General features: G+C 71.5%; 12 protein-coding genes and 2 rRNA genes. 8 read left to right on the forward strand and 6 right to left on the reverse strand.

Features of this window, described 5'->3' with window-relative positions; all coding sequences use genetic code 11:
* Positions 1–90 (forward strand): 23S ribosomal RNA (locus tag AB0H75_RS04925); the annotation flags it as partial.
* A 78-nt stretch (positions 91–168) separates the two neighbouring features.
* Positions 169–285 (forward strand): 5S ribosomal RNA (rrf, locus tag AB0H75_RS04930).
* A 57-nt stretch (positions 286–342) separates the two neighbouring features.
* Here the strand turns inward: rrf and AB0H75_RS04935 are convergent.
* Positions 343–978 carry a LysE family translocator gene (locus AB0H75_RS04935; RefSeq protein WP_367790526.1) on the reverse strand — a complete coding sequence of 212 codons (636 nt, stop codon included), beginning with the start codon at positions 976–978 and terminating at the stop codon, positions 343–345.
* Between the two features lie 106 nt (positions 979–1,084).
* On the opposite strand from AB0H75_RS04935, the gene AB0H75_RS04940 reads away from it, so the two are divergent.
* Positions 1,085–1,537 carry an Lrp/AsnC family transcriptional regulator gene (locus tag AB0H75_RS04940; protein ID WP_367790529.1) on the forward strand — a complete coding sequence of 151 codons (453 nt, stop codon included), beginning with the start codon at positions 1,085–1,087 and terminating at the stop codon, positions 1,535–1,537.
* 69 nt (positions 1,538–1,606) lie between these two features.
* On the opposite strand, the gene AB0H75_RS04945 is transcribed toward AB0H75_RS04940, so the two are convergent.
* The gene (locus AB0H75_RS04945; RefSeq protein WP_367790532.1) at positions 1,607–3,085 is read right to left on the reverse strand and encodes a phosphodiester glycosidase family protein; all 1,479 of its coding nucleotides are present in this window, start codon (positions 3,083–3,085) and stop codon (positions 1,607–1,609) included.
* 261 nt (positions 3,086–3,346) lie between these two features.
* Here AB0H75_RS04945 and trpS point away from each other — a divergent pair, with 261 nt between their 5' ends.
* Positions 3,347–4,309: a tryptophan--tRNA ligase gene (gene trpS / locus AB0H75_RS04950; protein ID WP_367790536.1), complete on the forward strand. Its 963-nt coding sequence runs from the start codon at positions 3,347–3,349 to the stop codon at positions 4,307–4,309.
* Between the two features lie 78 nt (positions 4,310–4,387).
* Here trpS and AB0H75_RS04955 read toward each other — a convergent pair whose 3' ends face one another.
* From AB0H75_RS04955 to AB0H75_RS04965, 3 genes are read right to left on the reverse strand one after another with little or no spacing between them, the layout of a single operon-like run.
* On the reverse strand, positions 4,388–6,010 hold the full coding sequence (locus tag AB0H75_RS04955; RefSeq protein WP_367790539.1) for a PucR family transcriptional regulator: 1,623 nt from the start codon (positions 6,008–6,010) through the stop codon (positions 4,388–4,390).
* A gap of 57 nt (positions 6,011–6,067) precedes the next feature.
* Entirely contained in the window at positions 6,068–7,696 is a 1,629-nt protein-coding gene (locus tag AB0H75_RS04960) for an AMP-binding protein (protein ID WP_367790542.1), read from the reverse strand.
* Positions 7,697–7,708: 12 nt separating this feature from the next.
* On the reverse strand, positions 7,709–8,404 hold the full coding sequence (locus AB0H75_RS04965) for a TetR/AcrR family transcriptional regulator (protein ID WP_367790544.1): 696 nt from the start codon (positions 8,402–8,404) through the stop codon (positions 7,709–7,711).
* 70 nt (positions 8,405–8,474) lie between these two features.
* On the opposite strand from AB0H75_RS04965, the gene AB0H75_RS04970 reads away from it, so the two are divergent.
* The 4 genes from AB0H75_RS04970 to AB0H75_RS04985 all read left to right on the forward strand — a co-directional run bounded on the left by AB0H75_RS04970 (position 8,475) and on the right by AB0H75_RS04985 (position 13,971).
* On the forward strand, positions 8,475–9,914 hold the full coding sequence (locus AB0H75_RS04970) for an MFS transporter (RefSeq protein WP_367790547.1): 1,440 nt from the start codon (positions 8,475–8,477) through the stop codon (positions 9,912–9,914).
* A gap of 68 nt (positions 9,915–9,982) precedes the next feature.
* Positions 9,983–11,263 (forward strand): aspartate aminotransferase family protein, encoded by a 1,281-nt coding sequence (locus tag AB0H75_RS04975; RefSeq protein WP_367790550.1) that lies wholly within the window; start codon positions 9,983–9,985, stop codon positions 11,261–11,263.
* The gene (locus AB0H75_RS04980) at positions 11,260–12,768 is read left to right on the forward strand and encodes a CoA-acylating methylmalonate-semialdehyde dehydrogenase (RefSeq protein ID WP_367790552.1); all 1,509 of its coding nucleotides are present in this window, start codon (positions 11,260–11,262) and stop codon (positions 12,766–12,768) included. Before AB0H75_RS04975 ends, AB0H75_RS04980 begins: the two co-directional genes overlap by 4 nt.
* Positions 12,769–12,849: 81 nt before the next feature.
* Positions 12,850–13,971 carry an extracellular solute-binding protein gene (locus tag AB0H75_RS04985; protein WP_367790555.1) on the forward strand — a complete coding sequence of 374 codons (1,122 nt, stop codon included), beginning with the start codon at positions 12,850–12,852 and terminating at the stop codon, positions 13,969–13,971.
* A gap of 24 nt (positions 13,972–13,995) precedes the next feature.
* Here the strand turns inward: AB0H75_RS04985 and AB0H75_RS04990 are convergent, their stop codons facing one another.
* Entirely contained in the window at positions 13,996–14,196 is a 201-nt protein-coding gene (locus AB0H75_RS04990) for a hypothetical protein (protein ID WP_367790558.1), read from the reverse strand.
* Positions 14,197–14,366: the final 170 nt, after the last annotated feature.

Consider the following 14,366-nt stretch of genomic DNA (forward strand, 5'->3'; position numbering starts at 1 on the left):
TCCCTAGAGATGATGGGGTTGATAGGCCGGAGGTGGAAGCGCGGTAACGTGTGGAGCTGACCGGTACTAATAGGCCGAGGACTTGACCATAAAGTTTTTCTTGCTCGCGTCCACTAGGCAATTCTGAGACAGCAAACACGCCGTGTGTGTGTGGTTGTTTCGGAGGGTTACGGCGGTTATGGCGGGAAGGAAACACCCGGTTACATTCCGAACCCGGAAGTTAAGCTTCTCTGCGCCGATGGTACTGCACTCGGGAGGGTGTGGGAGAGTAGGTCACCGCCGGACAATCTTTGTGGAGGGCCTCGACGTTTAGCGTCGGGGCCCTTCTGCATTTCCGGGCTGTCAGTGCGTGGTGAGGGTGGCCGCTGCCACGAGCAGCAGCATGGTTCCTGACACGGCGGAGAGCCGGCGCGCGGCCTTCGGGGTGCGGGTCAGCGTTCGGCCGGCGCGGGCGGCGGCCAGGGCGATCAGCCCGTACAGCAGGGCGCAGCCGGTGACGTGCAGGAGGCCCAGGACGGTGAGCTGCACGGCCAGCGGGGCTCCGGTGCCAGGGGCGATGAACTGCGGCATCAGCGACACGTAGAGCAGCAGGCCCTTCGGGTTGAGCAGGGCGGTCAGCATGCTCTGCCGCAGCACCGCCCCCGGAGGCATCGGCGCAGGCTCGGACGACAGCGCGGCGAGCCGTGAGGGGCGGCGTAGGGAGACCAGCGTCCGTATCGCCAGGAAGACCAGGTACGCGGCGCCGGCGTACCGCATCAGGGGCAGCGCGGCCGGTACGGCGCGCAGCGCCGCCGCCAGCCCGGCCGCGGCCAGCGCGGTGTGTGTGAGGTAGCCGCAGCAGATGCCCGCCACCGCCATGAGTCCGGTGCGCCGGCCCTGGCCGAGCGAGCGGGCCGTGACGTACAGCATGTCGGGCCCGGGGGTGCAGATCAGCAGCAGGTCCATGCCAAGGAAGAGCAGCAGCAGTCCGGCGTCCATGAGTCGATTCGCCTCCTGGGTTCCCTCGCGACGGTAGCCGAGGAGGGCTGGCAGGCGATGGCGGATTCGTGCCGGTAGCAGGCCGGACATGGCAGGATATTGCTTTGTGGATCGGATCGATCGCATGATTCTGCGCGAGTTGCAGCGGGACGGGCGGCTCAGCAACACCGAGCTGGCCGACCGGGTCGGCCTCACGCCGTCACCCTGCCTGCGCCGGGTGCGGCAGCTGGAGGAGTCGGGGGTCATCCGCGGTTACCGGGCGCTGCTCGACGGGGACGCGGTGGGGCGGGGGTTCCAGGCTTTCGTGACGGTGGTGATGAGGTACGAGGACCACGGCACGGTGGCCGAGTTCGAGCAGCGGGTGGCCGGGATGCCGGAGGTCGTGGAGGCGCACCGGCTGTTCGGCGATCCCGACTTCCTGCTGCGCGTGGCGGTGGCGGATCTGGCCGCCTACGAGCGCTTCTACTCCGAGACGTTGTCGGGGCTGCCGGGGGTGGCGCAGGTGACCTCGCACCTGGCGATGAAGGCCATCAAAGCGGACGCCGGGCTTCCCCTCTGACGGAGAGGAAGCCCGGCGCGGGCCGGATCAATCTGGATCCGATTACTTGGGTCCGATTACCGGATCCGATTACCGGGGCAGGACCAGCAGGGAGTCGCCGACGCCGCGCTCCACCCCGTCCGACGGCCTGTTGACCAGCTTGTTGTTCACGACCATCGCCGTGGAGCCGCCGCCGTCCAGGTTGACGGCCTGGCGGGCGCCGAGCCAGCGCATGAACTGGGCGGCCTCGTGGAAGTTCGCGCCGATGGTGGCGCCGGGCTGCCGGCCGTCGATGGTGGCCAGGATGAGGCTGCCGTTCTTGGTGACGCCGAGCAGGGTGCGGGGGTGGCGGCGCAGGATCATGTTGATCGAGTCGTGGCCGTCCCGCTTGGCCGTGATCTTGACCTGGCCGTTGCGGACCAGGCCGACGCTGCCCGCGATGACGTGCAGGTCGGGGGTCAGCGGGATGGCCTTCCTGGTGCGCAGGTCCACGACCTTGGTGTCCACGCGGACGGTCCAGCCCTGCCAGGCGTGCTGGTTGAGCCAGTCGGCGGCCACGCCGTTGCCGTGCAGCACCCGGGTGCCCTTGGCGACGGCGGCGCCCGAGGCGCGCAGACCCAGGATCTTGCCGTTCGCGTCGAGGACGGCGTCGGTGCCGCCCGTGGGGGTCTTGGCGCCGTACTCCTCGGTGTAGAGCACCAGCTCGTCCGTGGCGGCTGCCCGGTTGACGCCGTTGATCCGGACCTTCTCGCCGTCTTGGGAGATCGCGGTCACGGTGGTGTCGATCTCGGTGATCTTGGCGGTGCGGCCCCGCAGGACGACCGCCGTGCGGCCGGGGACGGCCTCGCTGAGCAGCCTGCCGCCCACCACGGACGCGCCGACCGGCTCGCCGCGCAGGTTCTTGGCGGTGTGGATGTTGAAGAAGCCGCCGTTGACGCCGACGACCGCGCCCGCGGCCTTGGCCATCGACGAGACGGTCTCGCGCTTGGCGACGCTGGTGCCGAGGGAGGCGGCGTACGAGCCGCGGAACGTCCTGGAGTCGATCATGACGACCTTGACGTCCCACGGGCCGGTGGTCTTCAGCCCGTCGTCGCCCAGGTAGTCGACCTTGACCTTCAGGCCCGCGTCCTTGAGCGCCTTGGCCGTCTCGTCGGCCTTCTTCTTGTCCTTGAGCGTCCACAGGCCCACCCGGACCATGTAGACGGTCTGGGAGGGGGCGTCGGCCACGCTCGGCCGGATCACCTGCTGGATGCTGGGGGTCTCGCCGGCGGCCTCCACCTCGGCGGCCACGCTCTCGGCCGTCGGCCGCATCCCGTAGTCGCGCCCGCTCGGCATCAGGACGGTCACCGTGTAGCCGTCGGTGGAGCGGCCGGCCTTCACGTGGTAGAGGTCGATGCCTCGCGTGACGGCGGTCATCGTCTTGGTGGGTGCGGACCTGGCGCCCAGGGGGAACCTGGCCGCCGGGAACGCCACCGCCGCCTGCTCCGCGGCCACCGAGGCTGCGGGCAGGGTGGTGACAGTGATCGCCGCGGCTATGGCCAGGCCGCCGGCGATGGTGCGTCGAGACATGAACTCTCCAGAGGGCGGAAAAGGGACCGCACCATAGTTGCGAGATCATGACGTCCGGGGCAGGCGAACACGCGAATCAGCCGAAGAGGTTACGGAATCGACATCCATTGTGGATACAATTCGTGTATGAAGCGCATCTGCCTGTGGTGGCGGCCGACGGACGGCCGCTGATCCTTGATGCATGGGCCGTCTCCGGGCGGCCCGCTGACGATGCGTACGGTGCCTCTCCGGGGACGGCGTTGACCCAGGAGAGGACCCCCGATGGAGCACGTCGTACTCACCGGTGACCGCCCGACCGGGCCGTTGCACCTCGGCCACTACTTCGGCTCGCTGGCCAACCGGGTGCGGATGCAGGACGAGCACCACATGTACGTCCTGATCGCCGACTACCAGGTCATCACCGACCGCGACCGGCCCGGCCACATCCAGGCCAACATCACCGAGCTGCTGCTCGACTACCTGGCCGTCGGGCTGGACCCGGCCAAGGTGACGATCTTCCAGCACAGCGCGATCCCCGAGCTCAACCAGCTCCTGCTGCCGTTCCTGAGCCTGGTGTCGGTGGCCGAGCTGAGCCGCAACCCCACGGTGAAGGACGAGATCGCGCACAGCTCGCAGCGGGCGGTGAGCGGGCTGATGTTCACCTATCCGGTGCACCAGGCGGCCGACATCCTGTTCTGCAAGGGCACGCTGGTGCCGGTCGGCCGTGACCAGCTGCCGCACGTGGAGGTGACGCGGCTGGTGGCGCGCCGGTTCAACGAGCGCTACGGCGAGGTGTTCCCGCTGCCGGAGGCCGTCATGGGGGAGCGTCCCCTGCTGAAGGGGCTCGACGGCGGCAAGATGAGCAAGAGCCGCGGCAACGCGATCGCGCTTGGGGCCACCGAGGACGAGACGGCCGCGCTCATCAGGAAGGCCCGCACCGACGCCGACCGGACGATCACGTTCGACGAGGAGCGACGCCCCGAGGTGGCGAACCTGCTCACCCTGGCCGGCCTCTGCCTCGGCCGGCCGCCCCGCGAGCTGGCCGGCGAGATCGGCGACGGTGGCGCGACGGCGCTCAAGGGCCTGGTCACCGAGGCGGTCAACGACTTCCTGCGGCCGATCAGGGCGCGGCGGCGGGAGCACGCGGCGGCCGACGTGCGGCGGATCCTGGCGGAGGGGAACGAGCGCGCCCGCGGGCGGGCGGTGGACACGCTGCGGGAGGTGCGCGAGGCGATGGGTTTCTGAGGCGTGGGCGGGCGCGGGGTAACGGGTTTCTGGGCGTGGGCGGGCGCGGGATGACGGGCTTCTGGGCGCGGGTGCCGGTCAGACCCGGTGGTTCTCGCGGCGGAAGGACTCCAGGGCCAGCAGCGCGACGTGCAGCGACAGGCACGACTCGACGTCGTCGAGGTCGGTGTCGAGGATGCGCTCCAGGCGCCGCAGCCGGTCGTAGAAGGCGGGCCTGGACAGGTGCGCCTTCTGCGCGGCGACCGCCTTGTTGCGCCCGGCGTCCAGGTAGATGCGCAGGATGCGGGTCAGGTCGCCGCCCCGCTGCGCGTCGTGCGCCAGCAGCGGCCCCAGCTCCCGCTCGGCGAAGGTCTGCAGCCGGGCGTCGTCGCGCAACAGGTGCAGCAGCCCGCGCAGGCGCAGGTCGGGCAGACGGTAGAAGGGGCGGCCGTCGGGCTGGCGGACCGCCACGTCGGCCACCTGCTCGGCCTCCAGGAAGCTGCGGCGCACGTCCCGGATGGAGTCGACCACCGACCCGGCGGCCAGGACGAACGCCGCTCCGGGCCGCCACAGCACGCGCAGCCGCTCGGCCAGCGTGGTCAGCGCGGCCTCGGCCTGGGCGCGCGGCGGCAGCGGCAGCAGGATGCCGACCCGCTCCTGGTCGAGCGCGCCGACCAGGGCGGGCAGGCGGGCGTCGCGGCAGGCCGCGGCGGTGGCCTCGGCCAGCTCGCCGAGCTGCGCCTGGCCGTCGAGAGCCTGGTCGGTGGGGTCGGTCGGCCTGATGACGACGCTGACCAGCTTGCGGCCGGTCAGCGGCACGCCGACGGCGCGGGCGCGGGCGGCGGCCTCGTCGGGGTCGGCGTAGGCGTGGGTGAGGATGCCGGTGATGATCGTGCCGTGGGCCTGGCGCTCCAGCGACTCCTGGTGGCGTTCGAGCAGGCGGCCGAGGGCGAGCGTGGTGGCGGCGCGCTCGGCCAGCACCAGGTCGCGCGGCGACGGCGGCGCGTCGCAGACCAGGATGAGCCGGCCCCAGTCCTGCCCGCGCGCCCCGACGGTGGTGACCAGCCAGCCGGAGGCCGGATCGTACGCGGTCCGCCCGGCCGGCGCCACCGCCCGCGACCGCATCTCCCAGCCGGCCAGCAGGGTGCCCGCGTCCTTGCCGGCGGACTCGCAGGCCAGCACCTGGTGGGCCAGGTTCTCCAGCAGCACGGGCCGGCCGGCCAGGCGGGCGACCTGGGCGAGCACCTCGGCCGGCGAGGCCCCTTCGACCGACAGCTCGGTGAAGACCTCGTGCAGCTGCTCGGAGGCCCGCAGCTCCTCCAGCTGGATGTCGATGATCCGCTCGTGCACCGACTCGGTGATCTGCACGAACGGGGTCTCCCTGGTCAGCACGATGACCGGCAGCCCGTTGTCCTCGGCGGCCTTGACCACCGGGCGCGGCAGCTCCCGGACGAACCGGCGGCCCAGCTCCACCACCAGCCCGGACACGCCGACGGCGGCCAGCGCGGCGATGTAGTCGGCCAGCTTCTCCGGGTCCTCGGGCAGCGCGACGCCCGTGGTCAGCACGAGCTCGCCGCCCCGCAGCAGCCCGGCGATGTCGGCGATCTCGCCGACGTGCACCCACCGCACCCTCGTGTCGAGCCGGTCGGCGCCCGCGACCACGCGCGGGTCGCCCCGGCGCACGGCTTCGAGGTCGAGGACGTCGGCGATGGTGGGGAGCACGGGGCAGAGCCTAGCTGATCAATCTGTAAGAACGGCTATATGACCATTTACGGTTTGTTATGAATTGAGGGGGTTCTCGCGGTACTCCCGCTGGGGCTCGCGCACCCGCAGCTCGACCCGACGGATCTTGCCGGAGATCGTCTTGGGCAGCTCGCCGAACTCCAGCCGCCGCACCCGCTTGTAGGGCGCCAGCTCCCGCCGGCAGTGCTCGAAGATCGACCGGGCGACCTCCTCGCCGGGCTCGAACCCCGGGGCGAGCGTCACGTACGCCTTCGGCACCGCCAGCCGCACCGGATCGGGGGCGGGCACCACGGCCGCCTCGGCCACCGCCTCGTGCTCCAGCAGCACGCTCTCCAGCTCGAACGGCGAGATGCGGTAGTCGGAGGCCTTGAAGACGTCGTCGGTGCGGCCCACGTACGTGATGTAGCCGTCGGCGTCCCGGGTGGCGACGTCGCCGGTGTGGTAGTAGCCGTCGCGCATGGCGTCGGCGGAGCCGCCCACGTAGCCGGCCATGAGGCCCAGGGGGCGGCGGCCGTCGAGCGGCAGGCAGATCTCGCCGTCGTCGCTCTCCTCGCCGGTCTGCGGGTCGAGCAGCACGACCTCGTAGCCGGGCAGCGGGCGGCCCATCGAGCCGGGCTTGACCGGCTCGTCCGGGGCGTTGCCGATCTGGGCGGTGGTCTCGGTCTGGCCGTAGCCGTCCCGGATCGTGATGCCCCACGCCTGCCGCACCTGGTCGATGATCTCCGGGTTGAGCGGCTCGCCGGCGGCCACGGCGGCGCGCAGCGGCAGCTTCCAGGCCGCCAGGTCCTCCTGGATGAGCATCCGCCAGACGGTCGGCGGGGCGCAGAACGTGCTGACCCGCTCGTCGCGCAGCACCTCCAGCAGCGCAGGGGCGGAGAAGCGGCGGTAGTCGTGGACCAGCACGGTGGCTCCGGCGTTCCACGGCGCGAACACGTTGCTCCAGGCGTGCTTGGCCCACCCGGGGGAGGAGACGTTGAGGTGCACCTCGCCGGGCCGCACCCCGATCCAGAACATCGTGGACAGGTGCCCGGCCGGGTAGGAGGCGTGCGTGTGCTCGACCAGCTTGGGCTGGGAGGTCGTGCCGGAGGTGAAGTAGAGCAGCAGCGTGTCGCCCGCCCGGGTCGGGCCGTCGGGGGTGAAGGCGGCGGGCGCCTCGTACGCCTCGTGGTAGGGCAGCCAGTTGTAGGCGTCGCCCACGGCGATGCGGGTGAACCCGCCGGGGCCGAACTTGCCGGCGTCGGCCGCGTTCGCGATGACGTGCGTGACGCCGCCGCGCTCGACGCGCTCGGCGACGTCCTTGGCGGTGAGCAGGGTGGTGGCCGGGATGACGACCGCGCCCAGCTTCATCGCGGCCAGCAGCGCCTCCCACAGCTCGGCCTGGTTGCCCAGCATGAGCAGGATCCGCTCGCCCCGGCGCACCCCCTGGGCGCGCAGCCAGTTGGCGACCTGGCTGGAGCGGGCGGACAGCTCGGCGAAGGTCAGGACCGCGGGATGGTCACCGACGATCTTGAGCGCGACGGCGTCGGGGGTCTCGGCGGCCAGGACCCCGTCGAACCAGTCGAGCGCCCAGTTGAACTCGGCCGGCTCGGGCCAGCGGAAGTCGCGCCGGGCGGTGGCGGGGTCGGCGTCGAGGAGGAAGTCACGGGCGGCGCGGAAACTGCTCATGCCGGGATCCTGCTACGTCGCCAGCCGCCGCTCAAGGCCGTCGAGCACGGAGACCAGGCCGAAGTCGAAGGCCATCGCGCGCAGGACGCGCGGATCGTCGGGGTGGTCGGCGCCGACGGCGTCGGCGAGGTCGGGATAGTCGGCGGCGACCTTCCTGACCAGCTCGCGCGCCTCCTCGCCTTCCCACGCCTCGCCCATCGTGGTGTTCCAGGCGATCTGGGGGATGGTCATGCCGAGGACGAAGGCGGTGAGCGTGGCCCCGGCGAAGTCGAGGTCGTCCTTGCGGAAACCGGCCAGCCGGAAGGTGCGGCGCATCCGGTCGCTCACGTGCAGGGCGTTGGGGCCGAGCGCGGGCAGCCGGCCGACGAGGTCGGCGGCCCACGGGTGGTGCAGCATCGCCTGGCGCATGCTGTGGGCCAGCACGGAGGCGACCTCACGCCAGTGCACCTCGTCGGGGTCGGGGACGCTCATCTCGGCCCACACCTGGTCGTAGGCCAGCTCCAGCAGCTCGTCCTTGGTGGCGACGTACCAGTAGAGGCTGGTGGCGCCGGCCATCAGCTTGGCGCCGAGCTTGCGCATGCTCAGCCCGGCCAGCCCTTCGGCGTCGAGCAGCTCGACGGCCGCCTTGACGATCTCCTCGCGGCTGCGGCCCGGGCCGGCCGGCTTGCGCGGCTCGCGCGTCCAGACGGAGGTGAACTGCCTGCTCATGCCTCCAGGATAAATCTCCTCGCACAGTGTGCGAGAGTTGTCGTACAGTGTGCGAGTGAACTCGAACACTGTGCGAGACCCCCGTCGCTGGTGGATCCTCCTCGTCCTGTGCCTGGCCCTGCTGGTGCTGGTCGTGGACAACACCGTGCTGAACCTGGCGATCCCCTCCCTCAACCAGGAGCTGGGCGCCACCCCGTCGGACATCCAGTGGATCATCGACGCCTACGTGCTGGTCTACGCCGGCCTCCTGCTGACCTCCGGCTCCCTGTCCGACCGGTACGGCCGCCGCCGCCTGCTGATCATCGGCCTGGTGTTCTTCGGCGGCGCCTCGCTGCTGGCCGTGCTGGTCTCGGAGCCCTGGCAGCTCATCGCCGCCCGCGCGCTGATGGGGGTCGGCGGCTCGCTGGTCATGCCGTCCACGCTGTCGATCCTGCTGACCGTCTTCGACGAGGAGGAGCGGCGCAAGGCCATGGCCGCCTGGAGCGCCGTGGCGCTGGTCGGCCTGGTGTCCGGCCCGACGCTGGGCGGCTTCCTGCTCCAGCACTACTGGTGGGGCTCGGTCTTCCTGCTGAACGTGCCGATCGCGGCGGTCGCCGTCGTGGCCGCCGTGACCCTCATGCCCGAGAGCCGCAGCGAGGGGCGCAGGATCGACCCCGTGGGCGTGGTGCTGTCGATCGTCGGCCTCACCGCCGCCGTCTACGTGATCATCGAGCGGGAGTGGAACATCCCGGTCATCGCGGTCGCCGTGCTGGCCCTGGCCGCCTTCGTGGTGTGGGAGCGCCGGCAGACGCAGCCGATGTTGCCGCTGCACCTGTTCGCCGACCGCAACTTCAGCGGCGCGTCGTTCTCGATCCTGCTCATGTCGTTCGGCGCGGGCGCCGTGATGCTGATGCTCACCCAGTACCTGCAGTACGTGCTGGGCTACAACGAGATCCAGGCCGGCCTCGCCCTGCTGCCCTACGCCGTGGCCGCCGCCGTCTTCAACGGCGTGGGCGCGGGGCTCGGGCGGCGGGTGAGCAACCGGGTGCTGGTGGGCGCCGGGCTGCTGCTCATGGCCGGCGGCTTCGTCGTCATGGCCCTGACCGCCGGGTACGCGGGCCTGCTCGCCGGGCTGGTCGTCATGGGCGTCGGCGGCGGCCTGGCCGGCCCGTCGGCCTACGCCTCGCTGATGAACGCCATCCCCGTCGAGCACGCCGGGGTGGGCTCGGCGCTCAACGACACCGTCCAGCAGGTGGGCGTGGCGCTGAGCATCGCGATCCTGGGCAGCGTGCTGGCCGGGCGCTACACCGCCGGGATGCCCGCCGGCCTGCCCGCCGCCGCCAGGGAGTCGGTCGGCGCGGCCCACCTCATGGGCCTGGCCGCCCCCGCCGACGCGGCCTTCACCTCGGCGATGCACCTCGGCTCGTGGGTGGGCGCGGGCTTCTGCGTGGCGGCGGCGCTGCTCGCGGTGTCGGTCCTGCGCCCCGCCAGGCCCACGGCGACCACCTCGGAGCCGGTTTACACGTCGTAACCCGATTTCCTTCCAGGCCGACAGGTTGGGGGTAGGAGGGCGCGGAGCGGGACGGGATACTCGATACCATGTCGGAGCTACTCGCGCGCCACCGGGCAGTGATGCCGAACTGGCTGGCGCTCAACTACACCGAGCCCATCGAGATCGTCAGCGGCAAAGGCAACCGGGTCGTCGACGCCGACGGCAAGAGCTACCTCGACTTCTTCGCCGGCATCCTGACCAACATGATCGGCTACGACGTGCCGGAGGTGCGCGAGGCCGTCGAGCGCCAGCTCGCCACCGGCGTCGTCCACACCAGCACGGTCTACCTGCTCCGCGGCCAGATCGAGCTGGCCGAGAAGATCGCCAGGCTGTCCGGCATCCCGGACGCCAAGGTCTTCTTTACCAACTCCGGCACCGAGGCCAACGAGACGGCGCTGCTGCTGGCCACGTACGCGCGTAAGAGCGACCAGGTGCTCGCCATGCGGCAGAGCTACCACGGCCGCAGCTTCGGCGCGATCAGCGTCACCTCCAACCGCTCCTGGAAGAACAACTCGCTCTCCCCGCTCAACGTGCACTTCCTGCACGGCACCGACCGGCACCTGACCCAGTTCAAGGGCCTGTCGGACGCCGACTACCTCGCGGCGTGCGTGGACGACCTGCGCCACGTCCTGGCCACGACCGTCTCCGACGACGTGGCGGCGCTCATCGCCGAGCCGATCCAGGGCGTGGGCGGGTTCACCATGCCGCCCGACGGGCTGTTCGCGGCTTACAAGGAGGTCCTGGACGAGCAGGGCATCCTGTTCATCTCCGACGAGGTGCAGACCGGCTGGGGCCGCACCGGCAGCGCGTTCTTCGGCATCCAGAACCACGGCGTCACCCCCGACATGATCACTTTCGCCAAGGGCCTCGGCAACGGCTTCGCGGTGGGCGGCATCGTGGCGCGCGGCGACCTCATGGACGGCCCGCACGCCGTGGGCCTGTCCACCTTCGGCGGCAACCCGATCTCCATGGCCGCCGCCAACGCCACCCTCGACTACGTGCTCGACCACGACCTCCAGGCCAACGCCGCCCGCACCGGCGCCATCATCATCGACGGGCTCAAGGAGGCCGCCAAGCGCCTGTCCTGCGTCAAGGACGTGCGCGGCAAGGGCCTGATGTTCGCCGTCGAGCTGGAGAGCCCCGCCCAGGCGGCCCGCTTCATGGAGGAGACGAAGAAGGCGGGCCTGCTGGCGGGCAAGGGCGGCCTGTACGGCACCGCCATCCGCATGGCCCCGCCGCTCACCCTCACGGTGGAGGAGGCCGTCGAGGGCCTGGGGATCATCGTCAGCGCCCTGGAGACCATCGACGCGGAGGCGGCGCGGCAGTGAAGTCGGTCACCCACTGGATCAACGGCGCTCCCGCGGAGGGCTCCTCCGGCCGCGCCGCCGACCTGTTCGACCCGGCCACCGGCGCGGTCTCCGGCCACGTCGCGCTCGCCGCGGCGGCCGACGTGGACGCCGCCGTCGCCGCGGCCGCCGCGGCCTTCCCCGCCTGGCGGGACGCCTCGCTGACCAGGCGCACCCAGGTGCTGTTCCGCTTCCGCGAGCTGATGGTCGCCCACCGCGACGAGCTGGCCGGGCTGATCACCGCCGAGCACGGCAAGGTGCACACCGACGCGCTCGGCGAGATCGCCCGCGGCCTGGAGGTCGTCGAGTTCGCCTGTGGCATTCCGCACCTGCTCAAGGGCGGTTTCAGCGAGGGCGTCTCGACCCGCGTGGACTCGTACTCGATCCGCCAGCCGCTCGGCGTGGTGGCCGGGATCACCCCGTTCAACTTCCCGGCCATGGTGCCGATGTGGATGTTCCCGCTCGCCATCGCCTGCGGCAACACCTTCGTGCTCAAGCCGTCGGAGAAGGACCCGTCGGCGTCGCTGCTGATGGCGCGGCTGTGGCAGGAGGCCGGGCTGCCCGACGGCGTGTTCAACGTCGTGCAGGGCGACAAGGTCGCGGTGGACCGGCTGCTGGAGCACCCCGTCGTCCAGGCCGTGTCGTTCGTCGGCTCCACCCCGATCGCCCAGTACGTCTACGAGACCGGCACCGCCCACGGCAAGCGGGTGCAGGCCCTCGGCGGCGCCAAGAACCACATGCTGGTGCTCCCGGACGCCGACCTCGACCTGACGGCGGACTCGGCGGTCTCGGCCGGGTTCGGCTCGGCGGGGGAGCGGTGCATGGCGATCTCCGTCGTGCTGGCCGTGGACCCCGTCGGCGACGACCTGGTCAAGAAGATCACCGAGCGGGTGGACCGGCTCGTCGTCGGCCCCGGCGACGACCCCGCCGCCGAGATGGGCCCGCTGGTCACCGCCGAGCACCGCGACAAGGTCGCCTCCTACCTCGACCTCGGCGTCGAGGAGGGCGCCGAGCTGGTCGTGGACGGCCGGCGCGCCCCGATCCTGGGCGGCGGCACCGCGGCCGACACCCCGGGCTTCTGGCTCGGCCCGACCGTCCTGGACCGGGTGCCGCCCGGCTCGCGCACCCACACCGAGGAGATCTTCGGCCCGGTGTTGTCGATCGTGCGGGTGAGCTCGTACGAGGAGGGCCTGGAGCTGATCAACAGCGGCCGGTACGGCAACGGCACCGCGATCTTCACCAACGACGGCGGCGCGGCCCGGCGCTTCCAGAACGAGGTGGAGGTCGGCATGATCGGCATCAACGTGCCGATCCCGGTGCCGATGGCCTTCTACAGCTTCGGCGGCTGGAAGGCGTCGCTGTTCGGCGACACGCACGTCCACGGCACGGAGGGCGTGCACTTCTACACCCGCGGCAAGGTGGTCACCTCGCGCTGGCTCGACCCCTCGCACGGCGGCGTCAACCTGGGGTTCCCCACCAACCGGTGACCCCGTCCCCGGCCGGGAAGGGCCCGCGTCCTTCCCGGCCGCGTACCGGTAAGCTCTGGGAACCGGACGGAGGGGGACACCGTGCATCGCCGACGTACTTTTGGCCTGGCGCTCGCCGCGACGGCGCTGGCGGCCGGCACGGGCGCGGCGAGCCCCACCCCCCTCCCCACCTCCTCGCCCACGCCCACGGCGAGCGCCACGCAGAGCGACGGCACGCTGCAGATCCTCACCTACCGCGGCTACGCGGAGGGCGGCGGCGTCAGCCCCCGCTTCAACTGGATCGGCGACTTCGAGAAGGAGACCGGCTGCCGCATCGCCAAGATCGACACGGTGCAGACCGCCGAGGAGATGATCGCCCAGTTCGGCAGCCGCCCCTACGACCTGGTCTCGGCCGGTCCCGCGCTCGCCGGCGACCTCGTCGCGACCAAGCGGGTGCAGCCCATCGACCCGGCCAAGGTCGACGGCTACGAAGACCTCGACAAGCGCCTGCGTGACCTGACGACCGTCTCCGGCAAGGTCTACGGCGTGCCCTACCTGTGGGGCTACCACGAGTTCGTCTACGACCCTGCCAGGGTCAGGGGCGAGCTGAAGGAGGCGTTCTCCTCCGGCCGCGCCGCGCTGCGCAACAGCCCGATGACCATCGCCGACGCCGCGCTGGCCGCCGGCGAGGGCGGCGACGACCCGTTCGCGCTGACCGGCGGGCAGCTCGACGGCGCCGTGAAGCTGCTGGAGGGGGCCAGGGAGCGCACCTACTGGACCAACCCGATCGAGCTGGTCAAGGGGTTCGCGACGGGATCGCTCGACTACGCCCAGGTCACGCCCTACTACCGGGTGCTGCTTCAGGACGCCGGCCAGCGGATCGCGACCGTCCCCGCCAGGCGGGTCACGGGATGGGCCGACTCCTGGATGCTCGGCGCCGGCGTCCCCGACACGACCTGCGCCTACCGCTGGCTCAGCTGGATGTCGGCGCCCGGCACCCAGCGTGACGCGGCCGTGTGGGTGGGGCTGGCACCCGCCGGCGCCAAGGCGTGCAAGGGGCGGGCGCGGGAGGTCTGCCGGGCGTACGGGGTGGGCGACGCCAAGCGGCTGAGCCGCGTGGCCTTCGCCGAGCGGCCGCCGGCGGACTGCGAGGAGGCGCAGGACGGCGGGTGCCCCGGCTACGACGTCTGGGCCGGGCGGTGGAGCAAGCTGGCCACGAAGTAGGCGGGCTCGCCGGGCCGGGTCTGCCTAGCGGTGGGGAAAGGCCACCACGGTGGCCAGCGGGGTGGGGACGAGCGCTTCGGCGCAGTCGGCGCAGGCCAGCACCGGAGCGTCGTCCGGCAGCCGGCCGACGCGCACGCGGGGCCGCGGCCAGCGCTTGTGGCAGACGACACACGCGTCACCCTCGCGCTGAGCCCAGCTCAGGCCCTCAGGATCGAACGTCAACATGTTCCGCGCCGTTCTTGTCGGAGCCCAGTTCATCACGTTCCCAGCAGCCATCGCCCATCCGTATGTCGGATCCGTTATAACCCTGGTCGAGGCCAGGGGCGTCCAGCTGAGCGTCAAGTCAGGGTGAATTCTCTACCCACCTGACCGGCTTTACACCAACAAAATCGGGC

This window comes from Nonomuraea sp. NPDC050783 (assembly GCF_040802095.1).
Lineage (GTDB): Bacteria > Actinomycetota > Actinomycetes > Streptosporangiales > Streptosporangiaceae > Nonomuraea.